The sequence below is a fragment of the Faecalibacter macacae genome, assembly GCF_003687725.1.
Classification (GTDB): Bacteria; Bacteroidota; Bacteroidia; order Flavobacteriales; family Weeksellaceae; genus Empedobacter; species Empedobacter macacae.
Map to the genome: position 1 here is coordinate 1 of NZ_RDOJ01000008.1, position 25,734 is coordinate 25,734.

Below are 25,734 nucleotides of genomic sequence, written 5' to 3' on the forward strand. Positions count from 1 at the left end.
TTTTAATTGAATTTTACACTGTTTATTAGTGTTTCAATTGGATTGCAAATATAGTGTTGAATTCGGTATTTCCAAACAATTTTTATAAAAAAAACACTGAAAATTTCAGTGTTTTTTCTAAAGTAAAGAATCTAAATTATTTACAGCAATGTAACTTCTTGAAATAAATCCTTCACCGGCTTCTGTTCCTATTAATCTTCCTAAATCCATTGCTCTATAGCGGATAGAATCTGTAAAGTTTTTAGTCGCAATAGGAGTTAAAGGTTCTTCTGATTCAGGATCAAAAAATTGTGTTTTATATGCCATGCATGATTCTACTTTTTGGTCTAAAAAACCTGTGATATCAACTACAAAATTTGGTTCTAATGGTAACCATTGAATGTAGTGGAAGTGTTTTTTAGGGCGCCAAGCTGGTAATCCATTTTCAATTTTAGGCAAACCAGATAAAAAGATAGCAGTATTAACTAAATCTGATCCTTTCCCATGATCAGGATGACGATCTGATGGCGCATTACTTAAAATTATATTTGGTTGATATTTTCGAATTACATTAATAATTTTCAATTGATTCTCTTTGTTATTCTCAAAAAATCCATCACCAAGATCTAAATTTTCACGAATAGAGATTCCTAATATGTTTGCTGCTTCTGTAGCTTCAGTTTTACGAGTAATATCTGTTCCGCGAGTACCTAATTCGCCTTTAGTTAAGTCGATAATACCAACTGTTTTACCTAGGCTAATTTCTTTTGCTAATGTTCCTCCACAACCTAACTCTACATCGTCAGGATGTGCGCCAATAGCTAAAATATCTAATTTCATTTTTTATTTATTTTCGATCCAATCGATAATTTTTGGATCATCAGGAGTAATATTTGAAGGATACGAAGTTTCTAAAGTTCCATCTTCGTTAATTAAGAATTTGGTAAAGTTCCATTTAACTTCAAAGTCACTTTTACCATTTATAGTTTTCTGCGTTAAAAATTTGAATATTTCGTTTTGATTTGTTCCTTTAACATTACTTTTTGTCATCAAAGGAAATGAAACGCCATAATTTAGTTTACAATAACTAGCAATTTCATCGTTGTTATCAAATTCTTGTCCGCCAAAATTATCAGAAGGAAAACCAATTACAACTAATCCATCTTGTTTATAAGATTGATAAACTTTTTCTAAAGCATCATATTGTTTTGTGTAGCCACACTTTGAAGCTGTGTTTAAGATAATGATTTTTTTACCTTTTAAATCAGAAAATGAGAACTGATTACCATCAATATCCTCAAAATTATAATCATAAATTGTTTTCATTTTTTTAGTCATTTCTGTTGATTTTGATTTAACATTAGACTTATTTCCTTGTGCATTACAAGATGTGAAAACACATAATAATGCTATAAAAATGTATTTCATAATTATTTAATTTTATACAAATTTACAGTTTAAATTATTTATAAGATATATGATTAAAATAGAAATTAAGAAATTTTAGTAAAAAATTCTATTAATAAATTGCATAAAACCGCCACTCAAATAAACTATAAATAATACCATAATTAATGTAATAATAGTTAGAATTATTAAAAGTCCTTTGTTTTCTATAGAAGAATTATTTTTATAATATTTCTTCCTTTTATAATTTTTTTCACGGTAGATTCTAGTACTAGGCATAATAAATAGTTTAGGTTATTATGTAAAATTATTTCTAAAATCTTTATTTATCCGATATAAAATATTTAAATAATTACTTTAATCATTTAATTAAATTAAAAAAAAGGTCTAGATATATCTAGACCTTTTTTTAAGTATGATTTTTTATTTTTTGTTTAATATTTTTGGTAAAAACTTAGAAGCTAAAGTTAACGCTACCATAAATCCTAATGTGTAATAAATCCAATCAGGAATTGGAACTGGATCTCCTGCTGCATAAGAGTGTAAACCTGATAAGTAGTAATTAACTCCAAAATAAGTCATAACTACTGCCCAAATCGCCCACATTGCAGCAACATTATAAGCCCAGAAACCTCTTAATCCTGGAACTAAACGCATGTGTAAAACAACAGCATAAACGATTACAGAAATAAATGCCCAAGTTTCTTTTGGATCCCAAGACCAGTAACGGCCCCAAGATTCATTTGCCCACATACCACCTAAGAAAGTTCCTATCGTTAGTAAGTAAATACCTATAGTTAAAGACATTTCAGAAACATAAGACATTTCCTTGATTGATGTTTCCATCTTTTTATTTTGCTTGAATAACATAATAAGTAATGCGAAAATTCCTAATACAGCGCTTAATCCAAAGAATCCGTACGATGATACAATAATAGCAACGTGTACAATTAACCAGTATGATTTAAGAACTGGTACTAATGGTGTGATTTGTGGATCTAACATAGAACCTCCATGTGCAAATCCCATCATAATAACAGCAACCATCGCTCCAGTTGCTGGAATAAATGCATTACGGTTTTTGTGTAAAACTAATCCTGCTAAAACTCCAATCCATGAGATGAAAATAATCGCTTCATAACCATTAGACCAAGGTGCATGACCTGTAATGTACCAACGAATTCCTAATCCGACAGCTTGCGTAATGAATATTATAAAAGTAATCGCTAAGAAGAAATTCGTTAAATATTTTAACGTTTTATTCTCTTTAAATAATTGAATAAATGCTAAAATTACTAAGAATGATGCTACGATAGAGTAGGCAATCATAATGTAGAAAAATACATTTACTTTATTATAGAAAATTTCAATATCAATTTTTGTGTCTGAAGGAACAACATTTTTACCCCATTTTTGTTGGTATTGTTCTATGTAATCAACAGCATTATCAGCAGCAGTGAAATCATTTGTTTTAATACCTTCAGAAACCATATTCATGTAAACTGAAACCATTCCTAAAGCTAAAGTGTCTATTTCAACAGGATTTTCACTCGTTTGGTAAATCCAAGAAGTCCAACGCTCAGATGGATCATTTTGAACTGGAATAATTTTTAATTGGTAACCTTTTGCTGTATTATCTAAAATATTAAAACGTTCAGTAACCGCAATTACTTCTTCATCAAATTTAGAACGCTCAGCTGGTTTACGAGAAAACGCATCGTTATATAATTTATCTAATTTGAAACGAGTTGTTTTAGGATCAACTAAATTCATTAAAGATGTATATCCATCTTCATTAGCATTTACTAATTTTTTTAATTGATCACCACCTTTATCTCCAATTTTAATAATCGGTGCATTTGCCCAATATGCAGGGTCCATTTGGATTCCGATAAACCATTGGTCAGCACTTAATCCGTGGTATTTATCTTTTTTGTAAATCTTACGTAAAACCTCTAATGCATGTGTATTAACAGGTTTGATACGTCCTTCGATATCCTGAATTAATAATCGTCCGAATTTATCAGCATGTTCAGTTGGAATTTTCATATTCTTAACTAACTCTGCAGGATCAGACATTTCTGTCGAAATTTTAGCAATATGCTCAGGTGAATGAATTACTTGTTCTTGTTTAGCTTCATTTTCATGACCTTCTCCTGGCGCGTGACCGTGTCCAGCGTGAGGATCTACTTCTTGACCAAAAGCAAAAATAGAGAAGAAGAAAGGAATTAATATTAATGTTTTCTTCTTGTGTAAATTCTTTAATAATTCATTTAATTGAATGAAACGAGTTCCTTTCCAGAATAATGAGACAAACATACCTCCAAATAATAAGAAATATCCTAAATATGTAATATTAGTACCCCACCAGTCTTGGTTTACAGATAAAACTGTTCCGTTCTCTGTTGGGAAATAACTTGCCTGGAAGAAACGGTATCCTTTATAATCCATTACATTGTTCATGTAAATGTGTTGAGGTGTTTCTTTTCCTTCGTCGATAACTGTAATTTTTGATTCGAATGATGATGGATTTGTAGAACCAGGGTAACGGTCTAAAATGAAATCATCTAAACGGATACTGAAAGGTGTTTTTACTACACGTGATCCGTAACCTAATGAAATGTTCATTCCATCAATTTCAACATCAGCAGTATAGTTTTGTTGTCCTTGTCCACCAACAATTGTAACTGTATCTCTTTTATCTCCAACAATTACTTCAGCACGAATAGCACCTGGTAATTCTTTTTGTTCAGGATTATGCTTGTTTCCTTGGCTGTAAACAACCTCTCCATTAAATGATGGATTTGGAATAACAAATTGTGCGTTTAGAATTGTATATAAAGAACGTAATTTTAATGGTTCTTGAACGTTAAATCCAACTTTACCAGCACCTTCTTTGAATTTCTCCATGTCAGTAATTTGTCCAATTTGCTGACCAGCCATTTGTACATATTCACCTTCAAAAGGAGATTTAATTGTTAAGTTTTCACCTTCACCCATAATCTGAACTGTACCGTCCATTGGGCGATTATATGATACTAACGTACCTCCTAAAGATTTAATTTCTCCAGATTTAATAAATACTGAGTTTCTACCACCTTCCCCTAAAGTAACTAATTCTAAAATTGGTTTACCTGTTGGTTTACGAACAATAGTATCTAAGGCATGAGGGATATAATCAAACGTTTTTAACGTGATTAATTTATTTTTGAATTGATATTGACCTTCGAACTGACGGTAAAATAAAGAATTTGTACTGTCTTTACGGTCAAAATAAGTCATTTCGTAATTGTGATTGTCGTAAGCTAACCTTTGATCCTTATCATCAACAATCAATTTGAAATAGTTTTTATAAGAAACGATTTCATTTGTTGTTTCACCTTCAGGAATTGGCATATTTCCTTCAAAACTAAGGTAACGTGTTATACCACCTCCAATAAAAATAAATAAGAAAGCTACGTGGAAAACTAATAATGACCACTTTTCACGTCTCCAAAGTTGATATCTTTTAATGTTAGCTACAAATAAAATGATTAACCATACCATTAAAATTTCGAACCAAGTCGCTTCATATATTACAGCTTTTGCAGTCGCTGTATCATAATCATTTTCTACAAACGTTGCCACTGCCATAGCTATTGCATAAATAAGCATTAACACAGACATTGTACGAGTAGAAAATAAATATTTCTCAATTTTACCCATTCTAAAAATTTGATTTACAAAAATAGGTGAGTTAATGAGATAAAACACGAAATATTCAATGATTTTTGTTACGATTGTCTCGTTAAGATAATGTTAATGAAAATTATATTTAAATTCATTATTGTTATTGATAATCAATAGGTTTTTTAGTGTTTTGAAGTTTGAATTTTATTAATGATTCAATTATATATTAAGTTTTTATTTAGAATTGTTAAATTAACATTAAGTTTTTTTCTAGATAATAGATTAATAATTGATAGTTAAGGGTATGGTATTTGTTTTATAGGATTCAACCAATTAAATATTTATATTAAATTAAATTTTATGAAAAAACTACTATTATTAGCATCATTTGTATCGATTACTTTCTTAAGTTTTAGTTGTTCTTCTAATAAATCTGTTTATCAAGAAACAACAGAAGTTGTTTCAGGTGAATTTGGTTCAGGATATTTTGATAAACATATTAAAGGAAATGAATATGAAGTTGCATACAGAGGGTTAGGAATGAACCAGAAAAAAGTTTTTGATTTGTCAATGTTAAGAGCTGCAGAAATTACAAAACAAAAAGGTTATAAGAATTTTGTCGTTTTAAGTAAAGTTTCTGAAGCTAATAAAGTGAAAAAACATGACATAAAGACAAATACTTTAAAAATTGCAATGTATAATGATGTTCCAGCAAAATATGGAACTTCATATAATGCTGCAGATGAATATGAGAGACTTTCGAAGAAATATAAAATTAATAAGTAAAATAAGAAAAGCTCAACCAAATGGTTGAGCTTTCTGAATTATGCTTCTACTAAACCAGCGCGTTTTAATAATGCTTCTGGAGAAGGTTTTTTACCTCTAAATTCTACATATAATTCCATAGGGTCTTTTGTTCCTCCTGATGAAATCAATTTGTAATATTTTTGAGCAGTTTCTTCGTTGAAAATTCCAGTTTCTTGGAAGAATGCAAATGCATCTGCATCTAAAACTTCAGCCCATTTGTATGAATAATATCCAGATGAATAACCACCTTGGAAAATGTGTGAAAATGATGGACTCATTACATTATTTTCGATTGATGGATATAATTCTGTAGGAGCGAATGCTTCTTTTTCAAATTCTTGTACAGCTGTAATTGTTGAAGGATCATTTGCATGATATGCCATATCTAATAATCCGAAACTTAATTGACGCATCGTTTGGTATCCGTCCATATAGTTTGATGCATTTTTAACTTTGTCAATTAATTCTTGTGGAATAATTTCTCCAGTTTCATAATGTTTTGCAAATAATTCTAACGCCTCTGGCTCGTAACAGAAATTCTCGTAAAACTGAGATGGTAATTCAACAAAATCCCAATATACATTAGTACCAGCTAAACTTTCATAAATTGTATTTGGTAACATGCCATGTAATGCATGTCCAAATTCATGGAACAATGTTGTAACTTCTTGAAAAGTTAATAATGACGGTTTATCCTTAGTTGGTTTTGTAAAATTACATACCATAGAAATATGTGGACGAATTGAATTTCCATTCACATTAGATGCTTCGCGGAAACTTGTCATCCAAGCGCCTGGGCGTTTTCCAGCTCTTGGGAAATAATCTGCGTACAATAAACTTAAAAAATTACCATCTTTATCTAAGACTTCGTAAGTTGTTACTTCTTCATGGTATTTATCAATTGTATTGATTTCATTAAATGTAATTCCGAATAACTTTGTTGCGATATCAAAAGCACCTTTTTCAACGTTTTCTAACTGAAAATATGGTTTTAATTCTTCTTCAGAAAGATTGAATTTTTCTTGTTTTAATTTCTCTGCATAATATGCATGATCCCAACGTTGTAACGTTTCAATTCCGTCAAGTCTTTTAGCAAAATCAGCTAATTCAGCAATTTCTTTTTCAGCAAAAGGCTTAGCTTTAACTAATAAGTCGTTCAAGAAATCGATAACAGTTGCTGGTGTTTTTGCCATACGTTCTTCTAAAACGTAATCTGCATGCGTGTTATAACCTAAAAGATTGGCACGTTTGTAACGTAAATTTGCAATTTTTTTAATGTTTTCTTCGTTATTATATTCGTTCGCTTGAAAAGCTTTACGGCCACTTGCTTTAAATAATTCTTCTCTTAAAGCTCTATTCTCAGCATATTGTAAAAAAGGAATATAACTTGGTGCTTGTAGCGTAAAAATCCAACCGTTTTTACCTTTAGATTCAGCCTCAGTTTTGGCCTGTTCAATCGCGTAGTCAGGTAAACCTTTTAAATCTTCTTCATTAGAAATAATTAATTCGTAATTATTAGTTTCTGCTAAAACATTTTGTCCAAATTGTAAAGTTAAACTTGATAATTCTTTATCAATTTCTCTCAATTTAGATTTATCCTCATCACTTAAATTAGCACCATTACGAGAAAATCCTTTGTATTTTTTTTCTAATAAATAGGCTTGTTCAGGATTTAGATTTAAAGAATCTTTTTGATTATAAACAATTTTAATACGTTCAAATAAATCTAAATTTAAACGAATATCATTTCCAAATTCTGATAATAATGGAGAAACTTCTTGTGCAATTTTCTGAATGTCATCATTAGTTTCAGCTGAATTTAAATTGAAAAAGATAGATGAAATTCGACCTAATTTTTGGCCAGATAATTCCATAGCTTCAATCGTATTTTCAAAAGTTGGAGCTTCAGGATTGTTTATAATGGCATCAACTTCTTCTTTCGCTTCCTTAATTGCTTGTTCAAAAGCAGGTTGATAATGTTCTATTTTGATTTTAGAAAATGGAGCACTTTCATGTAAAGTATCAAATTTTTCTAATAATGGATTATTCATGATATCTGAATTGTATTTTCTGTAAATTTATCAAATTAAATACCAAGATAAGTAAATCTGACAAAGGGTCACAGAATATTTTAATTTGAAAGAAAGGTTATGTTGAAAGAGTTAAATTCCAAATTTTTAATCAGTAAATTCGTCGATTCTGAAGAATTGATAACGAATTTTAAAATTAGTTTTAATTCATTGAAAATTAAAGATTATTATAAATTTAGAACAGAAAATGTTATTTCTTATGAATTTTATATGACGCGTTTTGGTCAAATTATAATCGGAAGTACAAGCGATGGAATTTGTTATTTGCATTTTATAAATGATGAAATTTTGGCTGAACAAAATTTTAAATTATATTTCTCAGATTGCAATATTTCTAAACAAGAATCAAGTCAGCATAAAATAGCCCTGCAAATTATTGAACATAATATTTGGCCAGAAATGTTGAATTTACAAGTTAAAGGAACAGATTTTCAATATAAAATTTGGAGAGGTTTAACCAAAATTCAATCAGGTCAAATTACTACTTACAGCGAGTTAGCAAAGAATTTAGGGATTGAAGGAGCTTCTCGTGCTGTTGGTTCAGCAATAGGAACCAATGAAATTGCTTATTTAATACCATGTCATCGTGTGGTCCAAAAAACTGGAAAATTAGCTGGTTTTCGTTGGGGCGAAGATTTAAAGGTAAAATTATTACAAACTGAACTACTATAAATATGAGTATAGCATTATTATTTAATCAAAAGCATACGAAAGAATGGGAAATTAAATTAAGAGATTTACTCCCTAAAACTAAAATTGAAGTTTATCCGAATATTGAAAATACAGAAGATGTTGAATTTTTAATCACATGGAAACCACATGAAAATTATGTAAATGAATTTCCAAATCTTAAAGTTGTTCAATCTGTTGGTGCAGGAATAGATCATTTATTGCATACGCCTTTAGATTCTAAAATAAAGATAGCTCGTATTGTTGATGAGAATTTAAAACATGATATGTTTGAACATGTTTTGACATGTATTTTAGCATCAATGAAAAATTTCCCATTTTATCAAATAGATAAAGGAAATAAAATTTGGGAGCCAAAAAGTTATAAATCAATCAATAAAACTGTAATTACAATTTTAGGATTGGGCGAAATTGGAAAATTTGTTGCTGAAAAATTATATCATTTAGGATTTATAGTCAACGGTTGGTCAAATTCGGCAAAAGATTTAGATAATATTTCTTCTTTTTATGGAGAAAATCAATTTTATAAATCAGTTGAATCAGCAGACTTTATTATTAATTTATTACCCTTAACACCTGTAACTGAAAATATATTAAATGCATCATTTTTCAATAGCTGCAAACCAAATTCAGTTTTAATTAATGTAGGAAGAGGTAGACATTTAAATGAAATTGATTTGTTGAATGCCTTAGAAATGCATCAAATAAAAGCCGCTTATTTGGATGTTTTTACGGAAGAACCATTGAATGAAAATCATCCTTTTTGGACAAATAATAAGGTTTTTATAACGCCTCATGTAGCAAGTTTAACAAATGTGAATTCTGCAATTCATCAAATTATAGATAATTATGTTAAATTCAAACAAGGTGAAAAATTAAATCACTCGGTTGATTTGAAAAGAGGTTATTAGATGAAAGAAGTAATATTACAATATTCAATTCGTGATTTAATCGATCAAGGCCCAAAGAATTTAAGTCATAAAAAAGTAACGATGTTTGATTTGAAAGCAAGTTGGCATTCACGTTATTTATCAAAGGAAACGGCTTACAAATTCTCATCTTTAGGTATTATTCATATCTATAAAGGAACATGTGATATTACGGTTAATTTAGAAAAAAAAGCGATTAAACAAGATGATATCATGGTTGTTTTGCCAGGTCAAATCTTTGAAATTATTCAATATTCCGATGATTTTGAGGTGAAGGCAGTTTTCGTAGATTCAGAAATGATTGTAGAAGCAGGCTATCATATTAAATCTCAAAACTTAATTGAATTTTTATCTCCACAATATCCTAAAATCATCTCTTTAGATCGTAAAACAGCAAGAGATGTAAAATATAATTTTGCTAAAATTTATAAATACATTTTTAAGAATGATAATGTATTTTCAAATGAATTGGTGATTCATCATCTTTCGATTTTAATGTACGAATTGGGTAATTTTTATCATCATATGGTAAAGTTAACTCAAGAATCTAAACCAACTCGAAAAGAGGAATTGGCAAAACAATTTATTTTATTGGTAGGAACGCATTTTAAAGAGAGTAGAGAAGTACAGTTTTATGCTGACAAGCTATTTGTTTCTCGTAAACATTTAACAAAAGTTATTTCTGATGTTTTAAAAAAATCTCCGAAAACAATTATTTCTGATGCTGTTATTCTTGAAACTAAGGTTTTATTAAAAAACCCAAATTTTACCATTTCTGAAGTGGCTAATCTGCTTAATTTTTCTGATTTATCCATTTTTAATAAGTTTTTCAAAAAAATAACAGGTTTATCTCCAACAGAATTTAAAAATACTTAATGCGTCTTTTTGACAAATAATAGAGTTTAATAAACAATTTTTAATTCTAAACATTTTAGAACTTTGTAACATCAATAATGAAGGTGAAGATTAAAGTTTTTCACTGTTTTAGTTTTAAAAATGAAATTTACTGCCACAAAAAATAATTACGCAAACATTACAGCTATAGGAGGTTTTGTACCAAAAGGAAGAAGAACGAATGAGGATTTAGCTACTATTTGTGATACATCTGATGAATGGATAACGAAAAGGACGGGGATTAAAGAGCGTCGTATTTTAGATGAAGGTTTAGCAACATCTGATATGGCGGTTGAAGCAATAATAAATCTTTTTGACAACTATAATAAAGATTTGTCTAAGGTTGATGCTTTAATTGTTGCAACTTCTACACCTGATATGTTAATGCCTGCTACAGCAAACATTGTTTGTGAAAAATTAAAAATTAATAACGTTTGGGCTTTTGATTTAAATGCTGCTTGTTCAGGATTTTTATATGCTTTAAATGTTGCTTCAGGTTTGATTGAATCAGGCCGTTATAAAAATGTATTAGTTGTTGGTGCCGATAATATCAGTGCTTTTGTTGATATACATGACAGGTCTACAAATATTTTATTTGGAGATGGAGCAGCAGCTGTATTATTAGAACCGAATGAAGAATTTGGTGTAATGGATTCTTTACTGAAAAGTAATGGTGAAGGTCGTGAATTCTTGAATATTGAAGGAGGTGGTTCATTATTTCCAGCTTCGTTAGATACTTTAGATAAACATTACATTAAGCAAGATGGAAAAATAGTTTTTAAGAAAGCTGTTACTGCGATGAGCGAAACTTGTTTAGAATTATTAGAAAAAAATAATTTGAAAACAGACGATGTTAAATGGTTAGTTCCGCACCAAGCAAATAAAAGAATTATCGACGCTGTGGGTAATGCAATAAAGATAGAAGACCATAAAACAATGGTAAATATAGAGGAATATGGAAACACAATCGCAGCAACTATACCGTTGTGCATGTGGGAAAATGTTTCGAAGTTTAAGAAAGGAGATTTCATTTTATTAACTGCTTTTGGAGCAGGTTTCTCTTGGGGAGCATCATTAATAAAATGGGGACTTTAAATAGTTTTTTTGTGAGGGGGCAATAGTAATATTGCTCTTTTTTTATTTATAAAGGATGGATTTATTTAATGATTTAATTGATTCTACTGAAAATTTACTTTCATACGATGGAACAGTAAATTATTATGGACAAATATTTTCTGATGAGGAAGCTTTTGGTGTTTTTGATTCTTTATTAAAAGAAATTCAGTGGAAAAATGATAAGGCGGTTGTTTTCGGTAAAGTCATTGAAACTAAGCGAAAAGTTGCTTGGTATGGCGATATTCCATTTAAATATACATACTCTAATATCACAAAAGAAGCTTTGCCTTGGACTGATTTATTATTGAAATTAAAAGAATTAGTAGAATTAAAAACAAACGAAAAATATAATTCTTGTTTACTGAATCTTTATCATGATGGAAGCGAAGGAATGGCTTGGCATAGTGATGGAGAAAAACAATTGAAACCAAATGGAGCAATCGCTTCATTAAGTTTTGGAGCTGAAAGAAAATTCGCATTTAAACATAAACAAACAAAAGAGGTTATTGCATTGCAATTGGCATCAGGAAGCTTGTTGGTGATGAAAGATGAGACTCAAATAAATTGGTTGCATCGATTACCGCCGACAACCAAGGTTAAATTACCAAGAATCAATTTAACTTTTCGAACGATACTTGTGTAAATAGAAAAATCGCCATTTGGCGATTTTTTTATTTCTCTAATTCAGGATTGATATCCAATATATTTTCATTTCGGTATTTTTCAACAAATTCATCAGTAAACGATTCGCTACCCATCAATTTATTTTCTTGCAGTAATTTCTTGATGTCTAATTTTTTATATTCAGCCATCATTTTATCCGAAATTGGTTTATATGTAAAATGCCAAGGCTCATATTTAAACCCTTTACGCTTATCATCTTTTGTATAGACTAAATGAAATCCATATTTATGCGCATTTTCATCTAACCAAAGTTTAAATTTTCGCATAGAACCACCTTCATTAAAATGTTTTTCATGTAAGGGATCAGCCGGAATTCCTCTAGTCATATCAATTATATCAATATCAGTTCCCCAATGATGACGCGAAGTACCAGGAATTGTAGAATATTCGATTATTTTTTCAATGTTTTTAATATTTGATAATCCTTTCGCCTTATTCGCTTTAAATTTTCGTTCCCAAATTCCGTTTTGGTAATTATAACCTCTGTAACTTGAAATTACACAAATATCAAAACCAGCTTTCTTCGCATCAATTTTCATTTTCTCTAATTGCTCTGCAACTTCTGGCAAAACTTTGTACTCTTTTCCTTGTGTTAATTTTAGGTTAGATTTTCCGATTAAATCAGCTGTTGTAAAAGTTGAAACTTCTTCTTTTTCTTGTTCAATTATAGCAGATTGCGCATCAATTTGATTTGTAAATAATATAAATGAAGCTATAATTAGTTTTGAAATCGATTGTTTAGGTAATTGAAACATGAATAAATATTAAAATTATACTTAATTTTAAACAAATTTATACATATTAAGTGGAAATAATTATTTTAATCGTCCTAATTCTTTTAAATGGAGTTTTTTCGATGTCGGAGATGGCTTTAGTCTCTGCTCGAAAATTTAAATTAGAGAATGAGAAAAAGAAAGGAAGTTCTGGAGCACGAACAGCGTTAGAATTAGCAGAAAAACCAGATACTTTTTTATCAACTGTTCAGATTGGTATTACGTTAATAGGAATATTATTAGGGGTTTTCTCTGGTGATGCATTAACGAAGGATTTAGCTGATTTATTAGCTCAAATTCCAGTTATAGCACCATATGCAAAATCAGCTTCATCAGTTTTGATGATTATAATAATCACTTATTTTTCTATTGTTTTTGGTGAGTTGTTACCAAAACGTTTAGGAATGACTTTTCCTGAAACAATAGCAAAAACATTGGCTAAGCCAATGAGTATTTTATCTAAAGTTTCGTCTCCATTTGTTTGGTTATTAAGTTTTACGAACAATATTTTATTGAAAATTTTAGGAATAAAAGAAAATACTGAAGTAGTTTCTGAAGAAGAAATTAAATCTATAATAAAAGAAAGTACAGAAGGAGGTGAAATTCAAGAAAAAGAACACGAAATTGTAGAACGTGTTTTTGAGTTAGGAGATCGTCGTGTAAATACTTTAGCAACTCACAGATCAGAAGTTGTATTTTTAAAGATTAATGATACTTACGATGAAGTTCGATCTAAAATCAAAAAGGATAAACATTCAGGTTATCCCATTGTAAAAAACGATAATCTTGATGAAGTTGTAGGGGTAATTCATTTAAAAGATTTATTTGGGGTTTCCAGAGAAGAGTTTCAGTTGAAAAAATTCATGCGTAAACCAATTTTTGTGAATGAAAATTCGTTTTGTTATCCATTATTAGAGCGATTACAAAATTCTCACTCGCACTTTGCTGTGATGATTGATGAATATGGTACGACTGCCGGAATTGTAACAATCAACGATATTATGGATGAATTGATTGGTGAAACTCCAGAAAATGAAGCCGAAGATTATGAGATAATTAAACGTGAAGATGGATCGTTTTTAATTGATGGACAATATTCTATTTATGAATTTGAACGATTTTTTGGAGTAGATGTAAATGATGATGTAGAAAATCTTTATGTAACAGTTTCTGGTTTATTTTTTAACCAAACAGAAGAAATGCCAAAGGTTGGAGATAAAATTAAGATTGACAATCTGATTCTTGAAATTATGGATAAAGATGGAAATCGAATAGATAAAATTTTAGCAATTATAACAGAAAAAGAAGAATCTGAAGAATAAATAAAAAAGTCGCTCCATTGAGCGACTTTTTTAATATAGAATGAATTATTAACTTTTATAATTAATAGAACCTCCTGCAATTTTTTTATCGTTTTTCACTCGTGGATTTCCGTAAATATCTATTGTACCACCAGCTCTTGTTTTCGCATCTACAGATTCGCTTACTTTAGCTTCAATTATACCGCCAGCGTTTGTTGTTAAAGTTGCGTTTTCAGTATCTAACGTTTTTCCATAAAATTTCCCTCCAGAATTTGCATTAACAGTTAAAGCATCAGCATTTCCATTTAGGATTAATTCAGCTCCAGAATTGATTTTAGCATCAATTTTCTTCGTATTAACATCTAATTTGATAGATGAACCTTCGTTTGAAGATAATTTTAAAATACTAGATTTGAATTTATCGTCAGAGAAAATCATAGAACCTTGACTTGCTTGTATATCGTATAAGTTTTTGTAATATACCTTAACTTTAACCTTAGAACCTTGTAATAGATTTACAGCATTCATTCTAATTTTTAAGTCACCGTTTTTATTTACAACTTCAACTTCGTTCTCAAGTTCGCCAGAAACTTCAACTTTATTTGTGTTAGAGCTTACTAATTCTACAGCAATACGATCATAAACTTTTAATGAATTATAATCACCGACATTTTTCTCGATTTGAGCGAAAGAAATCTGTGCAGTAAGTAATGTGAAGGCAGTAATGAATAAGTTTTTCATAAAAAAATAGTTTTCAAATTTTGATTTGATTAATTACAAATTTCAAACCAAAATAAGAAAACTAAATATTTTTTAATGTCTATTAAGCGTTTATTTCGCAGATTCAGCAGTTAATTCTGCAATTCTAACGATAATTTCTGTTGCTTTTTCCATAGATTCAACAGGAACATATTCGTATGGTCCGTGGAAGTTATGTCCTCCAGCGAAAATATTTGGACAAGGTAATCCCATAAATGATAAACGAGCACCATCTGTACCACCACGAATAGGTTTGATATTAGGAGTAACACCACAATCTTTTAAAGCTTGTTCAGCTAATTCAACTGATTGAAATTTTTCTTTCACTTTTTCAATCATATTGAAATATTGATCTTCAACTGTTGCTACAACAACTTCATGATCAAAACGCTCTTGAATATCCGCAGCGATTTGTAAGAATAAAGCTTTACGAGCTTCGTATTGCTCCATATCGTGGTCACGGATAATGTAAACTAATTTAGCTTCGGTTACAGATCCAGTCATTTTAGCTAAATGAAAGAAACCTTCACGCTTATCAGTTAATTCAGGAACTTCATCATTTGGTAACTGAGAAGCGAATTCCATTGCTAAATTTGCAGCGTTAATCATTTTATTTTTAGCATAACCAGGGTGAACAGATTTACCTTTAAAAGTAACGATAGCAGAAGCAGCATTAAAGTTTTCGTATTCTAATTCTCCAATTTCAGAACCATCCATAGTGTAACCCCATTCAGCTCCAAATTTCTCAACATTAAAGAAATCTGCTCCACGACCAACTTCTTCGTCTGGAGTAAATCCTACAGCGATACGTCCGCGTTTAATTTCTGGATGTGCAACTAAATATTCAGCAGCAGTAACGATTTCAGCAATTCCGGCTTTATCATCAGCTCCTAATAAAGTTGTACCATCAGTTGTGATGATAGTTTGACCTTTGTATTGAGAAATTTCAGGGAATTCAGAAGGTGATAAAATCATGTTTTCATTTAACTTGATATCTCCACCGTCATAATTTTCCCAAATCTGAGGTTTAACATTTTCAGCAGTAAAATCTGGAGATGTGTCCATATGAGAAACGAAACCAATTGTTGGTACTTCGTGGTCTACTGTTGCAGGTACGTAACCAAAAACATATCCGTTTTCGTCAATAGAAACATCTTCTAATCCGATCGATTTTAATTCTTCAACTAAATAATTAGCTAAATCCCATTGGCGATCTGTACTAGGGAATTTTTCTAAAAAAGCTTCACTTTCAGTGTATATACTAACGTATTTTAAAAAGCGATTTACAAGCTTTTCTCTCCATTCTGTTTGCATTGCGTTTTAATTTTTGTCAAAATTAGTAAATTATATACCTTTAATGCGCAAATAAACCATAAAAATGAGTGAACGAACTTTTAAAATTATAGAATGTCCTCGTGATGCGATGCAAGGACGTAAAGAATTTATACCAACTGCACAAAAAATAGACTACATTAATAGATTATTGACTGTTGGTTTTGAAGCATTAGATTGTGGAAGTTTTGTATCTCCTAAAAATATTCCACAATTAGCAGATACAAAAGAAGTTTTAGATAATATAGAATTAGGTGAAACAAAATCTAAATTATCTGTAATTGTTGCGAATTTAAGCGGAGCAAAGAAGGGTGCAGAACACGAAAAAGTAGATATTTTAGGTTTTCCATTCTCTATTTCTGAACAATTTCAGAATTACAATACAAATAAAAGTAGGGAAGAGGCTTTTTCTTTAGCAAAGGATATTAAAGAAATTGCTGATGCGAATAACAAAGAATTATTAATTTATTTTTCAATGGCATTTGGTAATCCATATGGTGAAGAATATTCGACAGATTTTGTGAAAGATTGGACTAAAAGATTTGCTGATATTGGTATTAAGATGATTAATTTATCAGATACAATTGGTGTGGCCGAAAAAGATGTGATTAAAGATTTATATCAAAATTTAATCCCTCAATACTCTGAAATTGAATTTGGTGCGCATTTCCATACGGAATACGATACTTGGAATGTAAAAGTTGATACAGCTTATGAATATGGTTGTAGAAGATTTGACGGAGCTATTAAAGGATTAGGAGGTTGTCCGATGTCTAAAAGTGATATGGTTGGAAATATGCCTACTGAAAAATTGATAAGTTTTGCAAATCAACACAAAGAAAAACATGGATTAAATCTTTTTGATTTTGAATCTTCTTGGAATGTTTCTTTAAAAACATTTGGATTGATTTAGTGTCAATTTTAAAATAAAACTTTATTCTTTTGTTAAAGGAAGTATAAATATATTGGACTTTAACAAAAAAAGTTAAATTTGCTATGCGTTACCAACGTATACATAGTTATAAAAATTAATGAAATCAAAGTATATGAACTTTAGAGCATGTATGATGTTGTTTTTAACAACATTTGTTACTGTTAATACTTTCGCACAATCAGCGAAATCTACGAAATTGGATGGAATTGCCGCTGTTATTGGTGATCAAATTGTACTAGAATCAGATGTGGAAAGAGATTACATCTTATCAAAACAACAAGGTTTACAAGTTGCTGATAAATGTGAATTTTTAAACGACATCTTAATGGAAAAGATGTTAATTGATCGTGCGAAACATGATACTTTAATTTCTGTAAGCCAAGATGAAGTTACTCGTTCTTTAAATGCACAAATTGAAGATTTTAAGCAAAGAGGTGGAGGTGAAGAAAATGTATTGAAATTCTTCGGATTCCGTACAATGGCTGAAATGAAAAACGAAATGAAATATATCGTTGAAGATAATATTTTCTCTCGTCGTAAAAGAGAAATGTTAGTTTCAGGTTTAGACGCAACTCCAGAAGAAGTAAGAACGTTTTTCGAGAAAAATAAAACTGAATTACCAGACGTAAAAGAAGAAATTACATTAAGTCATATCATTTTATATCCAGAAGTTTCTGAAGAAAATGAGCAAAAGATTATTGACGAATTAAAAGGAATTAAACAAGAAATTGAAGAAGGAGCATCTTTTGCTACTAAAGCAATTTTGTATTCAGAGGATCCAGGATCTGCTAATAATGGAGGTCAGTACTTAAAAGTTCAGCGTGGGAAAATGGTTAAAGAGTTTGATGCAGTTGCTTTTAACTTAGAGGAAGGTGAAATTTCTGATCCATTTAAAACTGAATATGGTTACCATATTATTAAATTAGATAAACGTCGTGGACAAGAATTAGATTTACGTCACATCTTAGTAACTTTAAAACCTACTGAAGATGAAATGGCTAAAACAACTGAAAAGTTAGATTCAATTCGTGTTTTAATCAACGAAGGTAAAATGACTTTTAAAGATGCTGCAATTCGTTTTTCTGATGATAAATTTACAAAATACAACGAAGGAAACTTAATGAGCCCTCAAACTGGTGAAGATCGTTTTGAGAAAATTAATTTACCTTTAGGAGAGTTTTCTGCAGTAACAGGTGTAGGTGAAGGAGAATTGTCTACTGTTTTTGTTGATGATTACCAAAACAAAAAAGTAGTTCGTTTAATGCGTGTTAACCGTATTTATCCTGAACATAAAGTAAATTACGAAGACGATTACTATAGAATTAAGCAGTTTGCAATTCGTTATAAAGAACAAGATGTATTAGTTGATTGGGTTAAAAAACAAGTGCCAGATTCTTTCATCAAAATTGGTGAAGATTACAAATCTTGTCAATTCCCTATCAATTGGGAAAAGAAATAATATAGGATTCTTATCCAAATAAAAACCACTCAATCGAGTGGTTTTTTTACTTTCTTAATTTTATATAAAAAAAAATCACTCAATTGATGAGTGATTTAAATCTTATATTTTTTCGTGTGTAGGCCAAACTAATTGATCAGTTTCATAACCTAAAGCCTCAGCTTTTGCTAAAAAACGAGATTTAATATTATCTGGAATTTGTTTCTCTCTAGATAAAATCCAAAGATAATCTGTATTTTTCCCAGCAACTAACGCATACTGATAATCTTCGTCCAAATCAATAATGTTGTATGGCGAATTTAAAGGTCCAAAAAAAGAAATCTTAAATTTTCCATATCCTTCCTTCACTTGCGTAGCAACACCTTTAGATTTTTTCCATTCTTTGTTTTTCTCATCGTATCCACGATTGATTACTTGAATTGTTCCATCTTCGTTCAATAAATATCTTGCTGTAGTGTTAGTTTTATCCTTTTCCCAATAAAAATCCATACGAGCAATTTCGTACCAAAGACCAAGGTATTTTTCTACATCAAAATCAGGTACAACCTCAAAAGCTAAATTTTTATTTGTGCGACTTTTTACAAAATAAGCTGCAGCGCCTAATGCTAAACCTGCAAGTGCCATATTTTTATATTTCATATCGTAATAGATTTATAGTTTAAACTATCAATTATCTGTCCAAAACTACAAGTAATTTACTTGTTTTTTGCTATTATCAGTGGATTAATTGATTTTATTGTGTTTTATATCTATTAAAGATAGTTGAATATCTTTAAGGTAAGAAATTAATTATGAATTGGTTTATGTTGGATTTTAAATATAAATAATGTTCAAAAAAAAAAAGCGTTATACCATTTGATATAACGCTTTAATTTATTTTTTTGTAATTGATACTAATTTTGATGTTTCTCTACAAACTTCAAAAACCATTTGGTAGTTCTTAGTGTCGTCATTATAATCTGCTAAATAAGTACGGCATGGAACACCATCTTTATTTGATTTATCGAAATCAATTTTACTTTTCTTGAATAATTTCTTTTGTAAGAAATTTGAATCTAATTTTTCAGTTTCAAAAAAAGTAGCCGCATCATTAGAAAGTTTTAAATTCTTCGCTGTTGCTTCTTCTAATACACGTGCATTAGGGAAATAATTACAAGAAAATGCTCTAGGACCAAATGCCATTGCGACAAAAACTAATCCGATAGAAACACCCATCAAATACTTAATTAATCGTTGTGTAAACGTCATACTATCAATAAATTTATATCATGAAAGGGTAGATCGAACCAATCACTTAAACTCTTTTTTACAACCCTTCCGTGGTACAAATATACACCATTTCTTACAGTTTTATCTGTTTTTACCACGGTAGAAAATCCACCTTCATTGGCAATCATTAATAAGTAAGATAAGAAATAGTTACTTAAAGCTTTAGATGAAGTCCTAGAAACGCGAGATGTTATATTAGATACTGCGTAATGAATGATTTCATGTTTTGTAAAAGTTGGATTGTCATGTGTTGTGTTTTCTGAAGTTTCAAAACAACCACCTTGATCTATACTAATATCAACAATTACTGCTCCTGGTTTCATTTTTTTAACCATAGATTCAGTTACAACACAAGGTGTTCTTGTATCTCCTCGTAAAGCTCCGATGGCTAAATCACAACGCATTAATGCTTTGCCTAATTCTTTAGGGTCAATCGTTGATGTTGGTACTCGATAACCTATATTTTGTTGTAATCTTCTTAATCTTGATAATGAATTGTCAAATACACGTACTGAAGCGCCTAAGCCAATTGCTGTTCTTGTTGCATTTTCTGCAACTGTACCAGCTCCAAGTATCACTACTTCTGTTGGTCTAACTCCGGTAACACCACCCATTAATATTCCATTTCCACCGTTTACTGTAGACATTAATTCGGATCCGACTAATATAGCAGTTGTTCCCGCAATTTCACTTAAAAGTCTTAAAACAGGTAATTGATTTTGTTCATCTTTGATAAATTCAAAACCTACAGAAGTGATACGTTTTTTAGATAATTCTGTAAAATATTCTCTGTTTAAAGAATTTGAAGGAACACTTGATACTAAAAATGTATTAGGTTTTATCCATTCAATTTCCTCAGTTGTTAGTGGACCAACTTTTAAAATAACAGGTTTTTCGAATATAGCTTGAGAACTATATATAATTTCAGCTCCAGCCTCAGAATATTCCTGATCTGTAAAATTAGCACCTTCACCAGCGCCAGTTTCTATCGAAATTTTATGTCCATTATTGACTAATACTTCAACTGCATCTGGAGTTAAGCAAATACGTTTTTCTTGATTATTTGTTTCCTTCGGAATTCCAATGCTAAAACTTTCTCTTTTACGTGGAATTTCTAAACATTCGGGTTGAGGGATTAAGTCTTCGTGAGAAAATGGTGTAAAAATAGGTTGATCTTCCATAAAATTGTTACAATTAGTTTAGTGTTAAATAACGAACTCCATCACGATTTTCAATTGTAATCACATGATGTTCTTCTGGAATTAAATTCTCTACACGCGAAGGCCATTCCATCAAACAATAAGCATTAGAATAAAAATAATCTTCGATACCAAAATCTAAAGCTTCTTCCTCATCATTTAATCTATAAAAATCAAAATGATAAACTTTGCCATTGTTTGTATCATATTCATTCACAATAGAAAAAGTTGGACTGGAAATTTCGTCATCCGTTCCTAATAAATGAACAAATTCTTTGATAAAAGTTGTTTTACCAGCTCCCATTTCACCTTCAAAACAGATTAATTTATACTTTAATTGATCGATAATTTGCTGAGCTACCGCTGGGATTTCCCCTAAACCATTAATTTTATATTCCATTTTATTTCTTTGGCGTTAATACAACAAGTGGAATGATAATTTCTTCTAACGAAATTCCACCGTGTTGATACGTATCTTTATAATAATTTACAAAGTGATTGTAGTTTTTAGGATACGTTAAAAATAAGTTTTCTTTTGCAAAGATATATTTAGATGTCACATTTACCTTAGGTAAAAGGAACTTTTCTGGTTGATCTATTGCTAAAACATCTTTCGGGTCATATTGTAATTGCTTTCCTAGTTTGTAACGTAGATTTGTGCTAGATTCTTTGTCACCAATAACTTTAGTTGGTTCTTTTACGAAAATAGTTCCGTGGTCTGTAGTTACAACAATCTTAATTCCTTCTTGAGCACATTTTTTTACAATATCCATTAGATAAGAATTCTCGAACCAGTGTTTAGTTATTGAACGATATGTTTTATCATCACGAATAATCTCTCCAATAATTCTGTTATCTGTTTTTGCGTGCGATAGGATATCAATAAAGTTGTAAACAATAACATTTAAATCATTGTTTTTGTAATTGTTAAATTCGTCTGCTATTTTTTTCTCGAAATCTGAATTTAAAATTTTGAAATAATTCATAGAAATATCTCCCATACCAAGTCTTTTTAATTGATCAGCTAAAAATTCTTTTTCGTGCATGTTTTTATTTCCTTCTTCAGTATCATTTAACCAGATTTCTGGATATTTCTTCTCAATATCTAAAGGCATCATTCCCGAGAAAAGTGCGTTACGAGCATATTGTGTTGCAGAAGGTAAGATACTGTAATACAAGTTTTCTTTTTCTTGATTATAGTATTTATTGAAAATAGGTTCTATCGTTTTCCATTGATCATAACGTAAGTTGTCAACTACAATTAATAAAACCTTTTCTTCTTTTGAGATATGTGGTTTTACTAATTTCTTGAAAACATTGTATGATAAAATCGGTGCATCATCTTCATCAAATAACCAATCTTGATAATTTCGTTCAATAAACTTGAAGAAGGCAGCATTCGCATCTTTTTTCTGATTTTCGATGATATCAACCAAACCAGTATCTTCAATATTTTCTAATTCTAATTCCCAATACACAAGTTTTTTATAAATCTCTTGCCAATCTTCATAATCCCGAGCATTCATCATATCCATAGCAATATTTCTAAACTCTTGCTGATAGTTGATAACAGTTTTCTCTGAAATGATTTTAGAACTATCTAAAAGTTTTTTCAAACTTAAAAGTACTTGATTGGGATTTACAGGTTTAATTAAATAATCTGCGATATGTTTCCCAATTGCATCTTCCATGATATGTTCTTCTTCCGATTTAGTCACCATGATTACAGGTACATTTGGACGAATTTCTTTAATTTTTGGTAAAGCTTCAAGTCCACTTAAGCCAGGCATGTTTTCATCAATTAAAATTGCATCAAAATTCTCATTTTCTAATATTTCTAATGCATCTGTTGCGTTATTACAAGTTGCTGTTTCGTATCCCTTTTTTTCAAGAAATAATATATGAGGTTTTAATAAGTCAATTTCATCATCAACCCATAGTATTTTAATTGGCATATTGTTTTTGTTTTATTACGTGTTATAAATTGTCACAGTTATTCCAAATATAAAGATTTTGTAAGCATAAATTTTCCAAATTCTTTGTTAAGATTTTCCTTATAAAAAATCAAATTTATAGTTACTTATAATATCATTATCTTTGTTGTTTAATTGGTAATTCACCACTATAAATGAAGAATAAATTCAAAATCATAAACGACCCGGTACATGGAATTATTACAATACCGAATGCATTAGTTTACGATATTATTCAGCATCGTTATTTTCAAAGACTTCGTCGTATTTCTCAAAATGGATTAACAGAATTAGTTTATCCAGGAGCCAAACATTCCCGTTTTAATCACGCGTTAGGTTGTATGCATTTAATGCAAGTTGCAATAAACGTATTAAAAGAAAAGGGTGTAGACATTTCAGAAAATGAAGAAAAAGCAGCTTATGTAGCGATTTTGTTACATGATTTGGGACATGGGCCATACTCACATTCTTTAGAATATTCAATTATTGATGGATCGCATCATGAAGAGGTTTCTTTGCAATTGATGGAAAAGTTGAATGAAGAATTTGATGGTCAATTAACAGATGCAATACAGATTTTTAAAGGACAACATTCAAGGAAGTTTTTATCTCAATTAGTTTCAAGTCAGTTGGACGTAGATCGTTTAGATTATTTAAAACGAGATAGTTTTTTTACTGGAGTGGTAGAAGGTAATATTAATCCTGAACGTATACTTTCTAGTTTAAATGTTAGTGATGATGAGTTAGTTATTGATGCGAAAGCAATTGCATCTGTAGAAAAATTTTTAATGGCTCGCATATTTATGTATAACAATGTGTATTTACATAAAACATCATTTTCTGCTGAGAATTATTTAATTCAAGTACTAAGGAGAGCAAAAGAATTAGTTACTGCAGGCGAAAAACTATTTGCAACATCAGCTTTTACATATTTTTTAGAAGGTCATGAAAAGGGAAAACTATCAGAAAAAGGTTTAGAATTATTTACAAGTTTAGATGATAGTGATGTAATGTCAGCAATTAAAGAATGGCAAAATCATGATGATATTATCCTAAGTAAATTAGCAAAGGCAATTGTTGAACGTGAACTACCAAAATCGATTTTACTTTTAGAACCATTATCAGAAGTTGAGGTTAAAAAGGAAGAAGATCGAATAAAAAAAGCTTTAAAAATTGATGACTCAAGTTATTTTGTTCAACAATCTCAAATAAAAATAACTGCATATCAGGTAGATAAATATCCAATTAAATTATTGTTTAAAAACGGAATTATTAAAGAAATTACGCAATCTGAACAAAGTTTATTGAGAGAAGTTTTGAAAAAAGACGTTGTAAAATATCATTATCATACCCTAAAAGTAAAATGATGTTTGACAAATTTGTTAATTTTTGAAAGAAATCGTTTAGAAATTTAATTAAAATACTTAATTTTGCAGACTATGAAATTTAAAGCTGCAGATATTGCAAACTTATTAAACGGAGAGGTTAAAGGTAATCCTGAAGCTGAGATTTGGACATTGTCTAAGATCGAAGAAGGTGCGAAAGGGAGTATATCATTTTTAGCAAATCCTAAATACGAAGAATACATCTATACAACTGGATCTACGGTTGTAATTGTAAATAAAAGCTTTGAGCCATCTCAACCAATTAATACAAATTTAATTGTTGTTGAAGATGCTTATTCAGCTTTCACAGTATTACTAAATCACTACAATACAATAAAAAATAACAAAACAGGAATCGAAGAATTTGCTCGTATATCTGAAACTGCCACCTTAGGAGATGATGTTTACGTAGGAAGTTTTTCGTATATTGCTTCTAATGTAAAGTTAGGAAATAATGTAAAAATTTATCCTAATACTACAATTGGAGAAAATGTTGTAATTGGAGATAATACAATTATTTACTCAGGAACACAAGTGTATGAAGGTTGTGAAATTGGGAAAGATTGTATTATTCACGCCAATGTTGTAGTAGGATCTGATGGTTTTGGTTTTGCGCCAAATCCTGACGGAACTTTTGCTAAAATTCCTCAAATCGGTAACGTTGTTATCGAGGATAATGTAGAAATTGGATCAGGTTCGACAATAGATCGTGCAACAATGGGATCTACTTATATTCGTAAAGGAGCTAAGTTAGATAATCAAATCCAAATTGCACACAATGTAGAAATTGGTGAAAATACTGTAATTGCATCACAAACAGGAGTTGCAGGATCAACAAAAGTTGGTCGCAATTGTATGATTGGTGGACAAGTAGGAATTGTAGGTCACATTAAAATTGGTGATTTTGTACAAATTCAAGCTCAGTCTGGTGTGAATTCTGATGTAAAAGATGCACAGCAAATGTATGGATCTCCGGCAATTAATGCGATTGACTTTAAAAAGTCTTATGTATATTTCCGTAAATTTCCAGAAATTGTGAAGAAATTAGATCAATTAGAAAAAGAAAACAAACAAAAGTAAAAGTT

At 30.1% G+C, this 25,734-nt stretch carries 23 protein-coding genes; 11 read left to right on the forward strand and 12 right to left on the reverse strand.

What is annotated here, in order from left to right; all coding sequences use genetic code 11:
• Positions 1–117: 117 nt before the first annotated feature.
• The 3 genes from bshB1 to ccsA all read right to left on the reverse strand — a co-directional run bounded on the left by bshB1 (position 118) and on the right by ccsA (position 5,091).
• Entirely contained in the window at positions 118–819 is a 702-nt protein-coding gene (gene bshB1, locus EAH69_RS07135; RefSeq protein WP_121934504.1) for a bacillithiol biosynthesis deacetylase BshB1, read from the reverse strand.
• 3 nt (positions 820–822) lie between these two features.
• Positions 823–1,407: a glutathione peroxidase gene (locus EAH69_RS07140; RefSeq protein ID WP_121934505.1), complete on the reverse strand. Its 585-nt coding sequence runs from the start codon at positions 1,405–1,407 to the stop codon at positions 823–825.
• 402 nt (positions 1,408–1,809) lie between these two features.
• Positions 1,810–5,091: a cytochrome c biogenesis protein gene (gene ccsA, locus EAH69_RS07145; protein ID WP_121934506.1), complete on the reverse strand. Its 3,282-nt coding sequence runs from the start codon at positions 5,089–5,091 to the stop codon at positions 1,810–1,812.
• A gap of 324 nt (positions 5,092–5,415) precedes the next feature.
• Here ccsA and EAH69_RS07150 point away from each other — a divergent pair, with 324 nt between their 5' ends.
• Complete coding sequence (locus EAH69_RS07150) at positions 5,416–5,841, forward strand: CC0125/CC1285 family lipoprotein (protein ID WP_121934507.1); 426 nt, start codon at positions 5,416–5,418, stop codon at positions 5,839–5,841.
• Between the two features lie 38 nt (positions 5,842–5,879).
• Here the strand turns inward: EAH69_RS07150 and EAH69_RS07155 are convergent, their stop codons facing one another.
• Positions 5,880–7,913: a M3 family metallopeptidase gene (locus EAH69_RS07155; protein ID WP_121934508.1), complete on the reverse strand. Its 2,034-nt coding sequence runs from the start codon at positions 7,911–7,913 to the stop codon at positions 5,880–5,882.
• A 189-nt stretch (positions 7,914–8,102) separates the two neighbouring features.
• Between EAH69_RS07155 and EAH69_RS07160 the strand changes: the two genes are divergently transcribed.
• The 5 genes from EAH69_RS07160 to EAH69_RS07180 all read left to right on the forward strand — a co-directional run bounded on the left by EAH69_RS07160 (position 8,103) and on the right by EAH69_RS07180 (position 12,224).
• Positions 8,103–8,624, forward strand: coding sequence for a methylated-DNA--[protein]-cysteine S-methyltransferase (locus EAH69_RS07160; protein WP_230466737.1), 522 nt, complete (start codon positions 8,103–8,105; stop codon positions 8,622–8,624).
• Positions 8,625–8,626: 2 nt separating this feature from the next.
• Complete coding sequence (locus tag EAH69_RS07165) at positions 8,627–9,553, forward strand: 2-hydroxyacid dehydrogenase (RefSeq protein ID WP_121934510.1); 927 nt, start codon at positions 8,627–8,629, stop codon at positions 9,551–9,553.
• Positions 9,554–10,447: a helix-turn-helix domain-containing protein gene (locus EAH69_RS07170; RefSeq protein ID WP_121934511.1), complete on the forward strand. Its 894-nt coding sequence runs from the start codon at positions 9,554–9,556 to the stop codon at positions 10,445–10,447.
• Positions 10,448–10,567: 120 nt separating this feature from the next.
• Positions 10,568–11,560, forward strand: coding sequence for a beta-ketoacyl-ACP synthase III (locus EAH69_RS07175; protein ID WP_121934512.1), 993 nt, complete (start codon positions 10,568–10,570; stop codon positions 11,558–11,560).
• Positions 11,561–11,615: 55 nt separating this feature from the next.
• The gene (locus tag EAH69_RS07180) at positions 11,616–12,224 is read left to right on the forward strand and encodes an alpha-ketoglutarate-dependent dioxygenase AlkB family protein (protein ID WP_121934513.1); all 609 of its coding nucleotides are present in this window, start codon (positions 11,616–11,618) and stop codon (positions 12,222–12,224) included.
• Between the two features lie 28 nt (positions 12,225–12,252).
• Here EAH69_RS07180 and EAH69_RS07185 read toward each other — a convergent pair whose 3' ends face one another.
• Positions 12,253–13,020, reverse strand: a complete 768-nt coding sequence (locus EAH69_RS07185) for a M15 family metallopeptidase (protein WP_121934514.1) — start codon at positions 13,018–13,020, stop codon at positions 12,253–12,255.
• 50 nt (positions 13,021–13,070) lie between these two features.
• On the opposite strand from EAH69_RS07185, the gene EAH69_RS07190 reads away from it, so the two are divergent.
• Positions 13,071–14,360 carry a hemolysin family protein gene (locus EAH69_RS07190; RefSeq protein WP_121934515.1) on the forward strand — a complete coding sequence of 430 codons (1,290 nt, stop codon included), beginning with the start codon at positions 13,071–13,073 and terminating at the stop codon, positions 14,358–14,360.
• Positions 14,361–14,408: 48 nt separating this feature from the next.
• Here the strand turns inward: EAH69_RS07190 and EAH69_RS07195 are convergent, their stop codons facing one another.
• Positions 14,409–15,080, reverse strand: coding sequence for a head GIN domain-containing protein (locus EAH69_RS07195; protein WP_121934516.1), 672 nt, complete (start codon positions 15,078–15,080; stop codon positions 14,409–14,411).
• Between the two features lie 90 nt (positions 15,081–15,170).
• Positions 15,171–16,412, reverse strand: a complete 1,242-nt coding sequence (gene pepT, locus EAH69_RS07200; RefSeq protein WP_121934517.1) for a peptidase T — start codon at positions 16,410–16,412, stop codon at positions 15,171–15,173.
• Positions 16,413–16,476: 64 nt separating this feature from the next.
• Between pepT and EAH69_RS07205 the strand changes: the two genes are divergently transcribed.
• Together EAH69_RS07205 and EAH69_RS07210 are read left to right on the forward strand one after the other, a co-directional pair.
• Positions 16,477–17,343 carry a beta/alpha barrel domain-containing protein gene (locus tag EAH69_RS07205; protein ID WP_230466738.1) on the forward strand — a complete coding sequence of 289 codons (867 nt, stop codon included), beginning with the start codon at positions 16,477–16,479 and terminating at the stop codon, positions 17,341–17,343.
• A gap of 118 nt (positions 17,344–17,461) precedes the next feature.
• Complete coding sequence (locus EAH69_RS07210) at positions 17,462–18,823, forward strand: peptidylprolyl isomerase (protein WP_121934518.1); 1,362 nt, start codon at positions 17,462–17,464, stop codon at positions 18,821–18,823.
• A 102-nt stretch (positions 18,824–18,925) separates the two neighbouring features.
• On the opposite strand, the gene EAH69_RS07215 is transcribed toward EAH69_RS07210, so the two are convergent.
• The 5 genes from EAH69_RS07215 to porX all read right to left on the reverse strand — a co-directional run bounded on the left by EAH69_RS07215 (position 18,926) and on the right by porX (position 23,246).
• Positions 18,926–19,462 carry a lipocalin family protein gene (locus tag EAH69_RS07215; RefSeq protein ID WP_230466739.1) on the reverse strand — a complete coding sequence of 179 codons (537 nt, stop codon included), beginning with the start codon at positions 19,460–19,462 and terminating at the stop codon, positions 18,926–18,928.
• A 234-nt stretch (positions 19,463–19,696) separates the two neighbouring features.
• Positions 19,697–20,071 (reverse strand): hypothetical protein, encoded by a 375-nt coding sequence (locus EAH69_RS07220; RefSeq protein ID WP_147439107.1) that lies wholly within the window; start codon positions 20,069–20,071, stop codon positions 19,697–19,699.
• Positions 20,068–21,273, reverse strand: a complete 1,206-nt coding sequence (locus tag EAH69_RS07225; protein WP_121934520.1) for an alanine dehydrogenase — start codon at positions 21,271–21,273, stop codon at positions 20,068–20,070. Before EAH69_RS07225 ends, EAH69_RS07220 begins: the two co-directional genes overlap by 4 nt.
• Before the next feature lie 13 nt (positions 21,274–21,286).
• Positions 21,287–21,691, reverse strand: a complete 405-nt coding sequence (gene tsaE / locus EAH69_RS07230; protein ID WP_121934521.1) for a tRNA (adenosine(37)-N6)-threonylcarbamoyltransferase complex ATPase subunit type 1 TsaE — start codon at positions 21,689–21,691, stop codon at positions 21,287–21,289.
• 1 nt (position 21,692) lies between these two features.
• Positions 21,693–23,246, reverse strand: coding sequence for a T9SS response regulator signal transducer PorX (gene porX, locus EAH69_RS07235; protein WP_121934522.1), 1,554 nt, complete (start codon positions 23,244–23,246; stop codon positions 21,693–21,695).
• Positions 23,247–23,419: 173 nt separating this feature from the next.
• Here porX and EAH69_RS07240 point away from each other — a divergent pair, with 173 nt between their 5' ends.
• Together EAH69_RS07240 and lpxD are read left to right on the forward strand one after the other, a co-directional pair.
• Positions 23,420–24,631 (forward strand): HD domain-containing protein, encoded by a 1,212-nt coding sequence (locus tag EAH69_RS07240; protein WP_121934523.1) that lies wholly within the window; start codon positions 23,420–23,422, stop codon positions 24,629–24,631.
• A gap of 72 nt (positions 24,632–24,703) precedes the next feature.
• A complete protein-coding gene (gene lpxD / locus EAH69_RS07245; protein ID WP_121934524.1) occupies positions 24,704–25,729 on the forward strand; it encodes a UDP-3-O-(3-hydroxymyristoyl)glucosamine N-acyltransferase in 1,026 nt (341 codons plus the stop codon).
• Positions 25,730–25,734 lie beyond the last annotated feature (5 nt).